We start from the raw sequence: 15,684 nt of genomic DNA on the forward strand, positions 1-15,684 counted from the left end.
CTGTGGAGGAAATGAATAGAGGTTCTATCGTTCATATATTATACAAATATATAAAAAGGATTTTTGTCATAGGAAATAGAACTTAATATAATAGAGAGCGCTTCATCAATCAGGTTCTAAGGGGGAGCAATATGCCGCCAGTAAACGAAGTTTTCGATCAACTGTCCTTAGGTGTGATGGCGATTGATTTAGACTATCGAATTACCCAGCTTAATATACAAGGTGCCAGTCTATTGCAGGTAGAAAGAGAAAATGTTGTAGGGAAAAGTGTATATGACCTCTTTCCTAATGCTCCTGAAGAAGTCCGCTATGTGGAGCGGACCGTACGGACATCTGAGGAATTCACGTTTGAGGCCATTCCTTACCTTTGGGGCAATTACAATTTGTATTTATCGATCCGCACCAAGGTATTGAGCGAAAACGGAATTGTGTACGGCGCGATGGTCGAATACAGTGATGTGACCAGTTACTATGAAAAAGAACAGCGGATGCGGAAATGGATGGAAGATATGTCCGTGAACGTGATCCCGTTATCCGAAGGGATTGCTCTTCTACCCTTGCAGCCGATCATGGAGCAAATCGAATTCCAATACATTCTGGATAGAGGCTTACATAATGTGACCCACATGAAAGCCCACGAGGTGATCATCGATTGTTCCACCATCAGCACAGTGGATATTGTGTTCTTTGAAAAACTGTCCAAACTCATCCAATCCCTTTCTTTGATGGGAATCCGGGTGACGATTTCCGGGATGAAACCCACGCTGTCCAAAATGTGGGTATCCTCCGATCTTCCATCTTTGAAGGTGAAGTTTTTTACTAATTTACAGGTAGCTTTAAAAGAGTTATACAATAAGTAAAATCCTTAAATTGATGTTTTCCTCTACCGATGATTGAGGATCACAGATAAAAACAACAGGAATGAACGGACATCCATTCCTGTTTTGTTGTTTGTCTTCTTCCCCATTTCTTTCTTCAAAGTCACTCCCTGAAAGTTTCCTTTTGCTGAACCCCTTTGATTCACTCGCAGGAAAACTCATAAGACGGAGGTGAGCCACATGTTCTTTCGGATCTTCCACAAAGCTGACCGCAAAGTGAAAATCGCCCTGCTTTCAGGGTCGTTGATCGTCTTGATCGCTGGACTCATTTCCCTCATCATCTAAAAAAAGAAACCTATGAATCGTGTCAATCTTCCACCATTCAGAGGTTCGTATCATGATTGATGAGCCACGCTCTACTAAAATTAATTTCCCCTTTTTCAATACAGGACTGTTTCCAATCAAGCTCACACTTCACATTCACACAAACAGGTTTTACTTAAGCAAAGCGCCCATCTTCCGGGCGTTTTCTTTTAGTTGGTTTCATCTGTTTACTGAACCGATCCATGAGCCATATGTTCTCATTCTTCCTTATTTGGCACATTCCACTTATCTTCCATGTTTTAACAATTAAGAAGCGGGTATCAAAAGAATGTGCGCACATAAAACCATTACAAAAAGGAGTTTTACAACTATGGCTAATCGTTACAAAACAGGAGAAAAAGCACCAGAAAACGGAACATACAAATTCGACGGTCTAGTAAATGATGGAAACGAAAACGAAGTAACAGAAGATGAAAAACATATCGAATTGAGCAGCGGGGATCAGTTTCCTCCGATCCGTTCCAATAAAGAAGCCGCTTATTGGACTAAATCCAATTGATAGATAAACATAAAAATTCCTGAGTGACAGGCTCAGGAATTTTTTATTTCCTATCATCTTCTGAGATTACCAATCACAAAAGGAGGAGGGCTCCGCAAAAAATCCCTTCTCCTTTTTTCATTTATCCTTTACTAGTGTGAGTGATCACTGGTTTTAAAAGTCTCGTCTATTACTATAAAGGGACGGTGAATATGATTGATATCCATAACATCAAGCAAGGGGCAGGCTGTCGAGTGACGTTCAATAGGCAAGCGGTAATTTGTGATGGTTCACACTCATAAAGGTGTCATACACCTGTCGAGCCAAACCTTTTCCATGTTCTTCAGGGACCGACACACTCCATACGGCTGGATGAGTGTCGATGGGATGGATCTCTTCCAAAGGCATCCACTCTTTTTCATTCAACCAATCGGTCTGCTTCCTTTTTCCTTCCTCATGAGTAAAAATCAAATGAATGGCCGCTTTTTGACCCTCCGTTTGAATGGATTGTATTCCCAGCTGCTCTTTGGATTGATCAAGGCATGTGATTACCTGGTCAAGATCATCTTCTTTAATGACGACAATACATTCCTCTGGTTGTGAATGAACAGGTGTGGTTCCAATTACGTCCGTATCCTTCAACCACCCCAACAATTTTTCTTTTTTCAACCGCCATCCCGAAAGACGGAGGTGACAGAGGTTGTTTTGATACGTAACCCCGGTGACAGAAGTCCGAGAAGGATCATTGGATATCCAGGTCCCTGGCTTTTCACAGAAGCTGGAACGAATAACAAGCGGCACTTGATATTCTTTTGCATGGGCGACCGCCCGCGGATGAATCACTCCTGCTCCCATTTCAGCCATGGTTAGAAGGCTGTCGTAATCCATGGAGGCATACTTACCTGCATTCGGGATCATGCGTGGGTCTGCCGCATACACCCCATCAACATCGGTGCAGATGTCACAACGCTCCGCGTCTAAGGCAGCAGCCAAGGCAGCGGCTGTCGTATCGGAGCCGCCTCGGCCCAGTGTGCAGATTTCCCCGTTCGCCGCTGCACCTTGAAATCCAGCGACAATGACAACCTTTCCCTGTTGCAACATTTTCTTAATGGCACAGGAATCAATGGACGTAATCCTGGCATTCCCGTGGAGGTGTTCCACTTCAATCCCGGCCTGCTCGCCTGTCATCGCAATGGATGCCTGTCCTTTCTCCTGTAGGGCAAGGGCCATCAGGGCACATGACACTTGTTCTCCTGTAGCTAAAAGCAAATCCTTCTCTCTCCCGTTTGTACAAGAAGAGACTTCACGAGAGAGTTGCACCAGTCGATTGGTCGAATCCCCCATGGCTGAGACAACGACGACCAATTGGTTTCCATTCTTCTGTTCGCCAATAATGCGACCGGCTGCCTGTTTGATTCGTTCGGTTGTTTGTAGTGAAGTTCCTCCATACTTTTGGACAATGATTGCCACGGTCCATCCCTCTTTTCGTCAGGTATCACACCATCTGTTCTTTAAAAGCAGCCAGTGCATTGGTTACTTTGCCAAATTCCGATGCATGCGGGCGGTCATCGCCATCCGCATATCCATAATCGACCATACGATTGCGGTTCAGGCAAAGCTTCGTCATTTCCGGTTTAAAGAAATCAAACAGCTCAAACCGATCCTTCAGTTCAGGGAACCTGCGCTGGTAGTCGTGAATCGAGCCTGCAAGCAGCTGCCAAAAAATTTCTTCCGACATCAGCTGATGATTTTCTAAGATATGGCTCAAGTACCGAAGATGGCAGATGAAAAGTCCAGTAAAGATAAACTGCGTCAAACCTTCGGGTGGTTCAGTTCGCAGTACGGCTTTCATTTCTTCCGTAACGTGCTGAAGCTCAGGAAACGGCTGGTCGGTCACGTTCACGTCATCGACAAAGTCTTTGACGGCAAGACGATGCGGTTCATGATCTTTCAGCACGAGAATCGTATTCTGCCCGTGCGGTGAAAAGACCGTCCCATATTTGTATAAGTAATGAAGCAAAGGATCCATGACCACTTTATAAAACTTCTTCATCCATTCTTCCGGATTCAGTCCAGAAGACTCGATCAACGATTGGATGAAAGGTTTGCCGTGATGATCTTCGTGAACCAGCGCTGCAAGTGTGATGGCCTGCTCGCCATCTTCCAGATACGTGTAGATGCTTTCTCGCCAAATCGTCCCCAGCATTTCAAGGTATTGATACGGAGCGTCCTTAACCGCCGTGTAATGGTTATGATCGACATTGATGCTTGCGTTTTCCCCTGGCAGAATCACCCGGCACTCGTTCTTCAAGAAGTCGTCCTGTTCATAAAGCCCTTTGATCCATTCCGTGACTTTCGGTGCGATCACAGTCCGCTCGGAAGGCAGGCCGCGATATACGAGAGTATTGAGGATACTCATCGGAAGCTTCACATGATGTTTCTCTTTGGAACTTCTATTAACAAATGTACGGACTGACTGTTGCGGAAGATACGCGTCGATGCCATCTCCCACCGCAATGATTTCCTTTTTTGCGATTTCTTCCGGGAAGTTTTGGATCAGCTGATTTTTCCACTGCCACTCATGGACCGGGAAAAAGTAATAGTCTTCCGGATCACGGTTGTGTGTCCTCACCTCGGAAAAGAAGCGTTCCCGCTCTTGTTCACTCCATTCCTCATTCAGGAGTTTTTCATAGCTGAAGTCCTGAATAGACTGGAAGGTTGCTCTTTTTTTATGTGCAGCAATCCAGGAGAGCTTCACTTCCTGTTGATGCTCGGGAGCAAAACGCAGGTAGTCATCATAACCGAAGCCGATCCTACCTTTGTTGTAAGTGATCCACGGATGCCCCTTCATATATCCTTCCAGTTCAGCGTAGTCAAGAGAGATCAACTCATCAGACGACACATCTGTCTTTTCCATCAGATGAACATCTGCGATCAAAGTGGCGTTCATTTCTTTGATTAAATGGCCGATGGTCTCTGCGGACATACCGATGATTTCCTTTAAGTCAACCAACAGTTCGATGGCATTGTCCGCTTCTTCTTCCACCCCTCCCTCGACCTTTTTCAAATCGTCAGAAGAGACATCAAAACTGTCGAACAGACGTTTTTCAGCTGCAAACCTGTACGATTTTTGGGCGGAGACGGACAGTTCATAGGCCCTCGTTTTCCCCTCTGCACGTAAAACTTCCGGCTGAATCATATCTTCATACATATATTCCGCGAACATTTTCGCCATCAACTGCTGATTCGCCTTCTTCCAATTCTGCCTGTTCAAATGTTCATGAATATCCTTTTGAAATAACAAATCGATCCCCTCTTTCTTATGATTGATGATGTGCAGCCAAGGTCTTTTTCGTTCCGAAGGTTTGGAAGACGTTGTTTTCCTGTATGGAATAGACCTCCCGCTCTGCGATACGGTTGATGATCACGGCATTTCGATGCGCGCCAAGTCCAAGGTCAGGGGCGCCGACGCCATGGGTATGGAGTTCGCCATTCTGGATGAAAATGTGCCCATCCGCCTCAAGGTTTGTAGCCAGGTCATAGCCCTTATTCACAGTAAACCTGCCCTGATCATCCCAGGTGATGCCGTCCTTTAACTTTGAGAAAAAGCCGGGCACACGAGGCTGATACCCCGTCCCTAAAATGACCACATCCGCTTCCATTTCCACAGGATCTTCTGTGACTTTCTGGTGACCACTTAAGCTCAAGTGGTCTCCTTCTGGTTGAATGGAAGTCACTTCCGTCATTGCTTGAAGATGGATCGATGGATCGGTATTGCCGACCGTCCGTTCATAAAGATGATCATAAATAGCAGCGATCGTTTCTGCACTGATCCCTTTGTAGAGAAGGTCCTGCTTATGTAACAGCTGGTCTTTCTTCGATTGAGGCAGCTCATAGAAGAAATCGATATAATCGGGAGAGAAATACTCAAGCCCTAGCTTTGAGTACTCCATCGGAAAGAACCCTTGCGACCTTGTGTACCACTGAAGCGAACCGCCTGTTTCCTCCTGGTGTTTTGCCACATCAAGGAAAACTTCCGCCGCGCTCTGTCCCGATCCAATGACGGCTACAGACCTGGATAAATCACACGATGGTTTTCTCTTCAAATATTCGGACGTATGAAAAACGGATGCACCCAGTGCGTCCTGCAGCGCCTCCGGTACCCGCGGCTCCGTACCGATGCCCATCACGATGTTTTTAGCGGTGTACGTTTGTTCCTCACCTGTAGTGGAATTCAAAGCTCTAACTTGATAGAGCGTTTTTCCAGCGATTTCTACAGTGGTCACCCTGGTGACTTCCTTGCCAAACCGAAGGCTGTCCAACCGGTCACTGACCCAGCGGCAGTAGTGGTTGTATTCCTTCCTCGGGATATGGAACTTCTCCAAAAAGTAAAAATTGTACAAACGGTTATGTTCCTGCAGATAATTTAAAAAACTGTGCGCATTCGTGACGTCCGCCATGCTGACAAGGTCCGCGAAAAAAGGTACCTGCAGCGTCGTCCCTTCCATTAACAGATGAGGGTGCCACTGGAACTCTTCTTCTTTTTCAAGAAAGAGGGCCGACACATCGTCGACCGTATCCAAGAGGGCGGCCATACCTAAGTTGAACGGCCCAAGCCCGATGCCGACCACATCAAAGATCTGCTTTTCTGTATTCATCGTTCCACCTCGATTCAAATGTATCTCGTTCACAAAACATGAGCAGCGCCTTTTTATCCGGTAGACTTATGGGAGTGATCGGCGTGAAACCGCACGTTTCGAAAATATGGATCATCTTGTCGTTCCGAATATCCGGTTCTGCCACGACTTTCGTTGTTGCTTCCTGCTGAAATTGAAAACGTACCATCGCTCTTAAAAGGGGCAGGGCAAAGCCTGAACCGAGGTAATCCTTTTCCCCGATCAACAGATGGATGCCCTGATCGTAAGCTTTTGGCGAGTATGAGTTTTCTAAGACATCCCCTTTGACCCAGTAGGCCTCCCAATAGCTCATCACTTCCCCGTCGATCATGCCGAGATAAAGCGTCTGATGAGTGTCACGCAGGGCTTTCCGGTAATGTTTTTCAAAGCGTTCAAACGGAAGATTCAACTGCCAGAAGGGGTGCACATGGTCTTCATTCATCCACTTGTGCACCAATGCCACATCTTCCATTTGAGCTTTCCGAAACGCAATCGTGCGCTGGACCGTTTCATCATAAACCTCAAAATCATTGTTCATGGATGACTCCCACCTTTGCAGCAAGCGGATTATCAACCGCAGTATAGACCGACTGCGCTTCCATCGGACCGACCAGTTCGTCCATATCGTACAAACGTGTCAGCAGATTAGCCTTACAAGGGAGCTTGCTTTCTTCCAGGAGACTACGGACAAACGGAGATAAATGATGGTTCATCAAACGGGTACGAAGAAGATCCATCAATTTCTCTTCATCAATCAATCGACTGACACCGAATCCGTTGATCAGCCCGTATAAATGGTTGAAAACGAAATAATAGCGAAGCCGTTCATCTGCGACATCATCCTCACAGATGGTATCGCTTTTACTGTTCAATGAAGGAAGCAGCTCCACCAATTGATCCGCTTTGGACCGGCTGAAGTAATAACCCTGGTTATCCCTGTAGTAAAACTCGGAAGGATACCCTTTTTCCAAACGAACCAGGGAATTCTGCTGGTGGGCTTCAAGGGCGATCCCGTACGTGTGATGCAGCCAAAGGATAGGATCCAGGCTGATCGACAAATACTTGTCAAACCAGTCGAGACTAACATCCTCCACCGCACGCCCTTCTCTTTCCGCCAGACCATGAATGATCGCAGAAAGTCTGGACTGCTCTCCGAAGGCATGATCCTGGACAAGTCCTGCAATTAGACTCACCGTATCGCTATCTTCGTAAAAAGGATTTTCCCTTAAGGAAACTTCAAACCCTGACGTTTCTTTGGATAAAAGAAGATTGATCACAGCAGGATCTTTCATCATATGGAAATTCGGATGGTGATGCTTCAGTTGCTCCCCAAGCTCTGTGTCAAGCAACCGGGACACTTCCACCCCTCTGGCTAGTTCCTTCGGCTGGTTCGCCCTCAGGGAGTTCGTGATTTTCACCGGCACAGAGAATTTGTACATAAACCGGGAAGATTCATTGTACAGCGTCCGGAACGATGAGGTAGCTGTAAACCGGACACCTGCCGGCCCAAGATAGCTAAGCCCTCCTGAAGCAAGCAAACGTTGAACTTCTGAATCTTCCATTACAACAGGGACCTGAAGGGGATGGACAGGGATTAAACAGCGTCCCTTGTTCCACTCCTTCACAAGCCGTTCCGAACCTTCTGTATCTTTTACATCTTCATAGATGCAGGCAGATGCGGAACGATCCAAACTGGACTCTTCTTCAATAAGATCAGGATTCACACTGAAATAGTGGAGCTGAAATCTACCTTTATATTCAGGCGAATACTTCAGATCCTCAGCATCAGTCAGACCTTGTTTACTTTTCGGAGTTGGATGCAGCAAATGCCCGAACAGCAGCGACTGCTCCGTCTCGATGAATGTAAAATCTTCAGCCATAAGCTGGTGACGATCCTCGAACCGTGCGGCTACATAATCCTTCATTTTCTTACAGCTGAGAATCACACGCAGGATGAGTTCATCTTCTGACCATTCCTGTCGGTTCCCAATCAGCCATTCCTTCACAAGAAGGGTCGCGAGTGTAACATAGTCCAGGGTATGCGATTCCTCGCCTCCTTCTGATTGATAGGTGAACGGAAAGTCAAACAGATGCCTCCCTGTTAACGACCAATACTTCACAGGTACATGGATGACCAAATCCTGTCTGACCAAAGGGATGCGCACTAAATCGCCTTCACCAGCCTTCATCCACTCATAGTTGCCCGTTTCTCTTAAGTAGCAATTAAGAAAACTTTGCATCGTAGCCTTTTCGGCAATTTCTTTTGCTTTATTCAATGAGGTGTCCCTCCTAATATCTGTTTCGCTGTATGTTCAATGTCATGAATCACGGCCCACACATCTTCTTCCGTCGTTCGTGGATTCAAGATCGTAAATTTCAAGTATGTTTCTCCTCTGACCGATGTTTTCGCAATCACAGCCGTTCCTTCATGAAAAAGCTTTTGCTGTATTTTCCGGTTCAAACCGCACACATTCCGGCTTCCTTCCGGTTGGTACTGAAACACGACAGTGGAAAGTTCAGGAGAAGGATTTTCAACATAGAAAGCTTCACGCCCACCCAATTCTCCGGCAGCAAAACGCGCCACTTCCATGGTCCTGTCCACCATCCTCCCTAATAAGCGCGTGCCGAGCACTTTCATTGTCATAAGAACTTTCAGCGCATCAAACCTGCGTGTCGTCTGGATGCTTTTATTCACAAGGTTCACGATGCCTTCTTCTTCATCTTCTAAAGGATTCAAGTAATCGGCGTGATGAGATAACAGTCTCAGGTGCTTCCGGTCTTTAACGGCAAACATCCCACAGCTGATCGGCTGATACAGCCATTTATGGAAATCGAGCGTTACCGAATCCGCCCGGTTTAGGCCAGCAAGCTTATCTCCATGTTCCTCACTAAGCAGAAGTCCTGCCCCGTAGGCAGCATCCACATGAAGCCAGAGTCCTTTTTCTTTACAAAAATCCGCAAGGCTCTCGATAGAATCGATGCTCCCAAAGTCCGTCGTGCCGCATGTGCTGACAACCGCATAAGGAAGAAGCCCCTCCTGTTCCAGTTGTCCAACCGTACGTCTGACCTTCTCCGCATCCATCTGATGGTCCTCGTTGACGGGAACCGGGACGACTGCCTGTTCACCAAGACCCAGCTGAGACACTGATTTTTTCACAGAAAAATGAGCTTCTTCAGAACAGAGCACCCTCATCTTTTGGAACGATTCCGGCAGTCCGTCTTTTTGAACGACGTGATTCCATTCCGACAGGCAGAAAGCATCGCGTGCGAGCAGCATTCCCATATAGTTGGACTGTGTCCCTCCACTTGTGAAGACCCCGTCTCCCCGTTCTGATAACCCAATAAGCCGGCACCAATAACGGGTCAGTTCTTCTTCGACATAGGTCGCTGCCGGGCTCTGATCCCATGAATCCATCGATTGGTTCAGCGCTCCGATAATCAGTTCCGCCAGTACGCCGGGCAAAACCGGAGGGCAGTGTAAATGAGCCATACTCTTTTGGTGGGAAACGTGAAGGCTGTTTTTTATGACAGGGCCTTTGATTTCCTGTAGGACTTCATGCAGCGACTGCGGTTCTTCTGAAAGATCCATCACCGTATGAAGCTCCTGCTGGATGTCCTGAACGGTCTTCCCTTCCAATGGTCGATCGATGTCTTGAAAAACTTCCGTTAGTGCATCAATGACAAGTTCGACATGGTTCCGAAAATACTCTACGCCTTCTTCGCCATGCTGAAGGAAAAACGAATCGAATGCGGCAGCTGCTGATTTATTCGTTGTCGTGATCATGTTCTTCACTCCGTAACGGCAGCAGCTACGGCTTCGTGGAAGATAGATAAAATCGAATCGACCTGCTCTTCTGTAATGATGAGTGGTGGCAGGAAGCGGAGCACGGATCCATGACGGCCGCCACTTTCAAGAATCAACCCACGGTCAAAACAGGCTTTTTGAATCTTGTTCGTCAAATCTGGATCCGCTGGATAACTGCCGCTCAGTCCAGGTTTGCCTGTAGGATCAACGATTTCCACACCAAGCATCAAGCCGCGGCCGCGAACATCCCCAAGCTGCGGGTAAGGCTTCTGCAGTTCTGTTAACGACCTGAAGATCTTTTCGCCCATGGCTTTTGCATGCGTAGAAAGCTGGTGTTCCTTAATATATTTAAGGGTCGCTGTTCCTGCAGCCATCGCCATTTGGTTGCCCCGGAAGGTTCCGATATGAGCACCAGGTTCCCATGCATCCAGATCACGATCATACACGACAACCGAGAGTGGAAGACTGCCGCCAATCGCTTTCGACAGCACAAAAGCATCCGGTACAATGTCTGCATGTTCAAAAGAGAAGAGTTCTCCTGTGCGGCCGATTCCTGTTTGGACTTCATCAATGATCAGCGGAATCCCACGTTCTTTCGTAATCCGGCGCATTTCCTGCAGCCACTCAATCGGTGCTGGTATGGATCCCCCTTCTCCTTGTACGGTTTCAAAAATCATGGCTGCCGGAGGAAGGATCCCACTCTCCGGGTCGTCGAGCAATTGTTCAATGTAAGCGGCGCTCAGCTCAGCCCCTTCTTTTCCTCCCTTTCCAAATGGACAACGGTAATCATAAGGGTATGGAAGGAAGTGTGTATCCGGCATCAATCCCTGTACACGTTTCTTTGGTCCAAGGTTTCCACTGATCGCCATCGTTCCATGGGTCGCACCATGATACCCGCCCTGAAAGGTAAGAATGCTTTGTCTCCCTGTCGCGGTTTTGGCAAGTTTCAATGCCGCTTCAATCGCATCACCGCCTGTTGGCCCACAAAATTGAACCTTCGCACGGTCGCGAAACCCTTCTGGAAGACTTGAGAAGAGCTCATCGACAAATTGTTCTTTCACTTCTGTCGTAAGATCGAGCGTATGTAATGGCAATTTATCGTGAAGCACTTTTTCCATCGCTTCAATGACGACCGGGTGGTTATGTCCTAAAGCCAATGTGCCGGCACCGGCCAGGCAGTCGATGTAACGATTGCCCTCCACATCTGTGATATAGACCCCATCCGCTTCCTGGATCGCTAACGGAAACCGTCGAGGATACGACCTTGCATTCGACTCTCGTTGATTTTGTTGATTCAATAATTCCTGATTGGATTTCTTTATATTGACACTCATTTGATCCCACTCCTTTTCGTTTTGCTCTATGGCCTACAGCTATACTATTTGATAATGATTATCAATGTCAATACTAATTGAAAACTATTATCATTCTCAGTTATGTACTCACCCTTTGGTATAGAGCGGTTTTTATCCAGGAAACGAGTCGATTATTTTTCTGATAATTAAGGAAATCGTCACGAATGGATACAGGCGTTTTTAACTATTCCCTCCTCCATTACTAGTATTTTCTTCACCTGTGTTAAATTAGGTAAAAAAAGTCCACCTCCTCGAAAGAAGGTGGAAAATATTATAGATGCAGCATCTCTCTCAGTGTCCTTGTAATATCCTCGAGGGCTTCTGCAGAACGATCGACGACACCCGCCATATTGATGAAACTGTGGACGAGATCTTCAAAATGGAGATGATTTACGGACACGCCTGAGGTTTCGAGCCGCTCAGCATAAGTAAACGCCTCTTCCCTGAGAGGGTCGTACTCTGCGGTCACCAACAAAGTCGAAGGTAACTCAGCTTTGTTTTGGAGCCGGAGTGGTGAAACAAACACATCCCGCCCATCTTTCTCCTCTTTCAAATAGTGCCGGAAGAACCATTTCATTTTTTCATTCGTCAGGTTGTATGTATAGTTCGCCTTATACGATGCCGTATCGAAGTTATGATCCAACACAGGGGTAATGAGAAATTGATGAGAAATCTCAATTTCCTCATCATCCATAAAATAAACCGCCGAAGCAGCAGCCAGGTTACCGCCAGAGCTCTCCCCTCCAACAGCCAGTCCTGTGAGGTCTATGTTCAAGCGATGAGCCTCATTGGAGACCCATTTAACTGCATCTAAAGCATCGTGAAAAGCTGCAGGATATTTATGTTCAGGCGCAAGGCGGTAATCCACAGAGATCACAACGGTTTGCGCATGACACGAAAAATAACGAGAGATATTGTCTGAACTGGCGATATTTCCGAATACCCAGCCACCTCCGTGAAAATAAACGAGCACAGGAAATGGCCCTTCACCTTCAGGGGTATAGATTCTAACCGGAACTTCATTCCCTGATCTGCCCTGAAAAGAAGAATCAAACACGGACACACCGTCGACAGGCAGCTCTTTAAAATATTCTCTAGCCACTTCGTAGTAATCTCTCGACTGTGCGGGTGTTAATTGATCGAGTGTGGGATGTTCAAGCTCTACCATCCGATTTCCAATGGTATTAAGTAAACGGAGTACTTGTGGATCGACTTTCATACCACCAGCTCACTTTTGGACGTACCCATCCTGGTCAACATCTCAATATCGACGTCATTGTCCCGAAGTGATTTTTCAAACGCTTCTTTTGCTCCCACAATTAAGGCTGCTTGCTTCCCATGAAGATCAATATGACCGAGATTTTCTCCACCTACCTGCTTCAAAATCGGAATCACAATCCGGTTCCGGCGGTCGGGTTCTCCAATGATTCTTTTTGCTTGGTAATGATCAAACAAAAAATAGATCATCGCACGAACAAGCGACAAACCATCCTCCTTATTCAACAAATGACGGGGTCCAATCAACAGATGCATACCTAAATCGCCTTGTTGATCGTCGTAATAGTCTTGGATCGGATCCTTATCAATCGCATACGCAATCAGATAGCAGACAGGCTTCCCATTGTACGTACCTATGTAACCGTCCTTATGTTTTGCTTCTACAGACTTTCGAACCCAGGAACGAATCTCCCCCATTGGTAGGTCCAGCTTCCAAAATGGAGCAATGTGCTTCTGATGCATCCAGTCATGCAGCAGTTCGACGTCTTTTTCTTCATCCAGGGGACGGAAAGAAAAAGCTGATTCCTCTGTCCCGTCCTTCATCGTGAATTGCGCGATAGGATTACTATCATTCATTCTATCTCCTCCTCATTAACAAATGATAACGATTTTCATTATCATTTGTTAATGATTATAGAAAAGACAACCGCCAAAGGTCAACGGATCTTTTGACCTATACCCACCTTGGGCAAGGAAAAGAACGGCACCTCCCCACCTTCCAATAAATAGAAAATGATGGCTTGCAGAAGTAAAAAGATTGTAAAAGATACTCCATCCACTTAACGAATGAACATAAGCAGAGTAGAATGTGAGGTAGACCGAGCTCCACGGAGACGAATCTGTTGGGAGGGAAATGATGAAAATACAAACGGTTTACGACCGTCTTAACAATGAAAAGATTGTTGGAATGTATTACAAATTCTTAACCGAAATATTCAATGGAACACTTTCAGATGTCATGTTCAACGAAGTAGACTTATTAGAAACCATTGCCGCAGATCGAGGGTTTTCCCTTTCCTATTATAGATTCAGAGAACATTTAAATAGACCTTCCCAGTTGATCATACTCATAAGATTCAACTGATTCCCAAACGATTCATTGTACCAGCACAAGTCCATTCCATACATGCTTACCTATTCATTTTCAAGCCATTTTGAGGGATTCCCAAGTCCTTGTATTTCGCCTCCTCTTAGCGGCCATCACGCCTCCTGTATATCCCAAACACGAATTCAGAATATTATGTTACATTGAATTTGTGTTAAAAATACAGGAGGGATTCGATGAACTGGAAACACACAGTAGCTACATTTGTTTTAGGTACCAGCCTGGTGACTGGCGGAACCATGGCTCACGCAGAGGTTGGAAATAATGGAAACGGAAAAGCAGAAAATCCTGTTTTCATGAAAGAAAACCAGCAGGGGAAGAAAGTCAAGTCTGAAAAGGGAATGAAAGAGTTCTTCAAGCACAATGAAAAACTCTCCCAGCTGAACCCAGGCAGTGACTTGAAATTGTTGAAATCCGAAACGGATGATCTTGGAATGACGCACTATACATACCAACGATTGGTCGGTCAGGTTCCTGTGGCAAATGCCAAGGTTGTCGTTCACACAGATCAAGATGGACATGTGACGGCAGTGAATGGGGAACTGCACCAAGATGCTCCAAAGAAAATAAAACAAACGAAAGAAATTAAAAAGAAGGAAGCGCTGGATTTGGCTTGGGATGAAATTGATGTCTCCCGTGAAGAAGCAGACCATGTCCAGAAGAGTTTAAAAGGAGAAGACTTCCAAACGTTGACAGAGAACTCCGATCTCGTTGTTCACTATGAGGATGGCACGTACACACTTGCCTATCACGTTGAACTGCAGTTCTCCAAACCATACCCTGCCAACTGGCAGGTCTATATCAACGCTGAAAATGGAGAGGTCATTAAATCTATGAACCTTGTTCATGAAGCGACAGGCACAGGCACGGGTGTTTTAGGAGATACAAAATCTTTGAATACTTATTTCTATAACAATACGTATTATCTTTTCGATACATCAAAGCCGATGAGTGGCGTCATTGAAACCTTTGATAACTATGGTGGCGAGTATTCCAGCCTGCCTGGATCTTATGTTACAGACTCCGGGAACACCTTTTACAGTGAACGTCAAAAGGCTGCAGTAGATGCTCATTATTATGCAGGAGAAGTCTTTGATTATTACTATGATCAATTCGGTCGTGTGAGTTATGACGACCAGGGAGCAGACATCCGTTCTACCGTCCATTATGGCAGCAATTACAACAATGCAGCTTGGACTGGGAATCAAATGATTTATGGAGATGGTGATGGTTCCACATTCACTTACCTATCTGGCGCAGATGATGTGGTTGCTCACGAATTGACACACGCCGTAACCGATACGACAGCCGAATTGGTTTATGAAAATCAATCCGGTGCACTAAACGAGTCCTTCTCTGACGTGTTTGGATATTTCGTAGATTCAGAGGATTGGTTGATGGGTGAAGATGTTTACACACCAGGACAGCCGGGAGATGCCCTGCGCTCCATGTCCAACCCGAACGCGTACGATCAGCCTGATCATATGAATGAATACCAGAACCTGCCGAACACAGAAGCCGGCGACTGGGGCGGCGTCCACATCAACAGTGGAATCCCGAACAAAGCCGCTTACTATACGATCAACAGTTTAGGCATTGCACAATCCGAGCAGATCTATTACCGCGCGTTGACTGTTTACTTGACTCCGAACAGCAATTTCACAAATGCTAGAGAAGCATTGGAACAGTCTGCTTTGGACCTTTACGGTACATCGGCAGCGAATGCAGTATCTCAAGCATGGGATAATGTAGGGGTTTATTAAAAAAGTTCGTGCAGGAAGACAA

Annotated in this window: 13 protein-coding genes; 4 read left to right on the forward strand and 9 right to left on the reverse strand. The window is 46.1% G+C overall.

Going from position 1 to position 15,684, the window contains the following annotated elements:
- The first annotated feature begins 131 nt into the window (after positions 1–131).
- The gene (locus ACQ4XT_RS18495; protein ID WP_446854953.1) at positions 132–860 is read left to right on the forward strand and encodes a PAS domain-containing protein; all 729 of its coding nucleotides are present in this window, start codon (positions 132–134) and stop codon (positions 858–860) included.
- Positions 861–1,512: 652 nt separating this feature from the next.
- A complete protein-coding gene (locus tag ACQ4XT_RS18500; protein ID WP_446854954.1) occupies positions 1,513–1,701 on the forward strand; it encodes a YjzC family protein in 189 nt (62 codons plus the stop codon).
- Between the two features lie 240 nt (positions 1,702–1,941).
- Here ACQ4XT_RS18500 and ACQ4XT_RS18505 read toward each other — a convergent pair whose 3' ends face one another.
- The 9 genes from ACQ4XT_RS18505 to ACQ4XT_RS18545 all read right to left on the reverse strand — a co-directional run bounded on the left by ACQ4XT_RS18505 (position 1,942) and on the right by ACQ4XT_RS18545 (position 13,370).
- Complete coding sequence (locus ACQ4XT_RS18505; protein WP_446854955.1) at positions 1,942–3,150, reverse strand: aspartate kinase; 1,209 nt, start codon at positions 3,148–3,150, stop codon at positions 1,942–1,944.
- Positions 3,151–3,175: 25 nt separating this feature from the next.
- Complete coding sequence (locus ACQ4XT_RS18510) at positions 3,176–4,984, reverse strand: IucA/IucC family protein (protein WP_446854956.1); 1,809 nt, start codon at positions 4,982–4,984, stop codon at positions 3,176–3,178.
- Positions 4,985–5,000: 16 nt separating this feature from the next.
- Positions 5,001–6,338, reverse strand: coding sequence for a lysine N(6)-hydroxylase/L-ornithine N(5)-oxygenase family protein (locus ACQ4XT_RS18515; RefSeq protein ID WP_446854957.1), 1,338 nt, complete (start codon positions 6,336–6,338; stop codon positions 5,001–5,003).
- Positions 6,313–6,894: a GNAT family N-acetyltransferase gene (locus tag ACQ4XT_RS18520; protein WP_446854958.1), complete on the reverse strand. Its 582-nt coding sequence runs from the start codon at positions 6,892–6,894 to the stop codon at positions 6,313–6,315. The genes ACQ4XT_RS18515 and ACQ4XT_RS18520 overlap by 26 nt, the downstream gene beginning before the upstream one ends.
- On the reverse strand, positions 6,884–8,632 hold the full coding sequence (locus tag ACQ4XT_RS18525) for an IucA/IucC family protein (RefSeq protein WP_446854959.1): 1,749 nt from the start codon (positions 8,630–8,632) through the stop codon (positions 6,884–6,886). Before ACQ4XT_RS18525 ends, ACQ4XT_RS18520 begins: the two co-directional genes overlap by 11 nt.
- Positions 8,629–10,140: a pyridoxal phosphate-dependent decarboxylase family protein gene (locus tag ACQ4XT_RS18530; protein WP_446854960.1), complete on the reverse strand. Its 1,512-nt coding sequence runs from the start codon at positions 10,138–10,140 to the stop codon at positions 8,629–8,631. The genes ACQ4XT_RS18525 and ACQ4XT_RS18530 overlap by 4 nt, the downstream gene beginning before the upstream one ends.
- Before the next feature lie 5 nt (positions 10,141–10,145).
- Positions 10,146–11,495, reverse strand: coding sequence for an aspartate aminotransferase family protein (locus ACQ4XT_RS18535; RefSeq protein WP_446854961.1), 1,350 nt, complete (start codon positions 11,493–11,495; stop codon positions 10,146–10,148).
- 292 nt (positions 11,496–11,787) lie between these two features.
- A complete protein-coding gene (locus ACQ4XT_RS18540) occupies positions 11,788–12,735 on the reverse strand; it encodes an alpha/beta hydrolase (RefSeq protein WP_446854962.1) in 948 nt (315 codons plus the stop codon).
- Positions 12,732–13,370 carry a GNAT family N-acetyltransferase gene (locus ACQ4XT_RS18545; protein WP_446854963.1) on the reverse strand — a complete coding sequence of 213 codons (639 nt, stop codon included), beginning with the start codon at positions 13,368–13,370 and terminating at the stop codon, positions 12,732–12,734. The genes ACQ4XT_RS18540 and ACQ4XT_RS18545 overlap by 4 nt, the downstream gene beginning before the upstream one ends.
- Positions 13,371–13,650: 280 nt before the next feature.
- On the opposite strand from ACQ4XT_RS18545, the gene ACQ4XT_RS18550 reads away from it, so the two are divergent.
- Together ACQ4XT_RS18550 and ACQ4XT_RS18555 are read left to right on the forward strand one after the other, a co-directional pair.
- On the forward strand, positions 13,651–13,878 hold the full coding sequence (locus ACQ4XT_RS18550) for a hypothetical protein (RefSeq protein WP_446854964.1): 228 nt from the start codon (positions 13,651–13,653) through the stop codon (positions 13,876–13,878).
- A gap of 197 nt (positions 13,879–14,075) precedes the next feature.
- A complete protein-coding gene (locus tag ACQ4XT_RS18555) occupies positions 14,076–15,662 on the forward strand; it encodes a M4 family metallopeptidase (RefSeq protein WP_446854965.1) in 1,587 nt (528 codons plus the stop codon).
- Positions 15,663–15,684: the final 22 nt, after the last annotated feature.

It is taken from the genome of Halobacillus sp. 12SKB, from assembly GCF_052941655.1.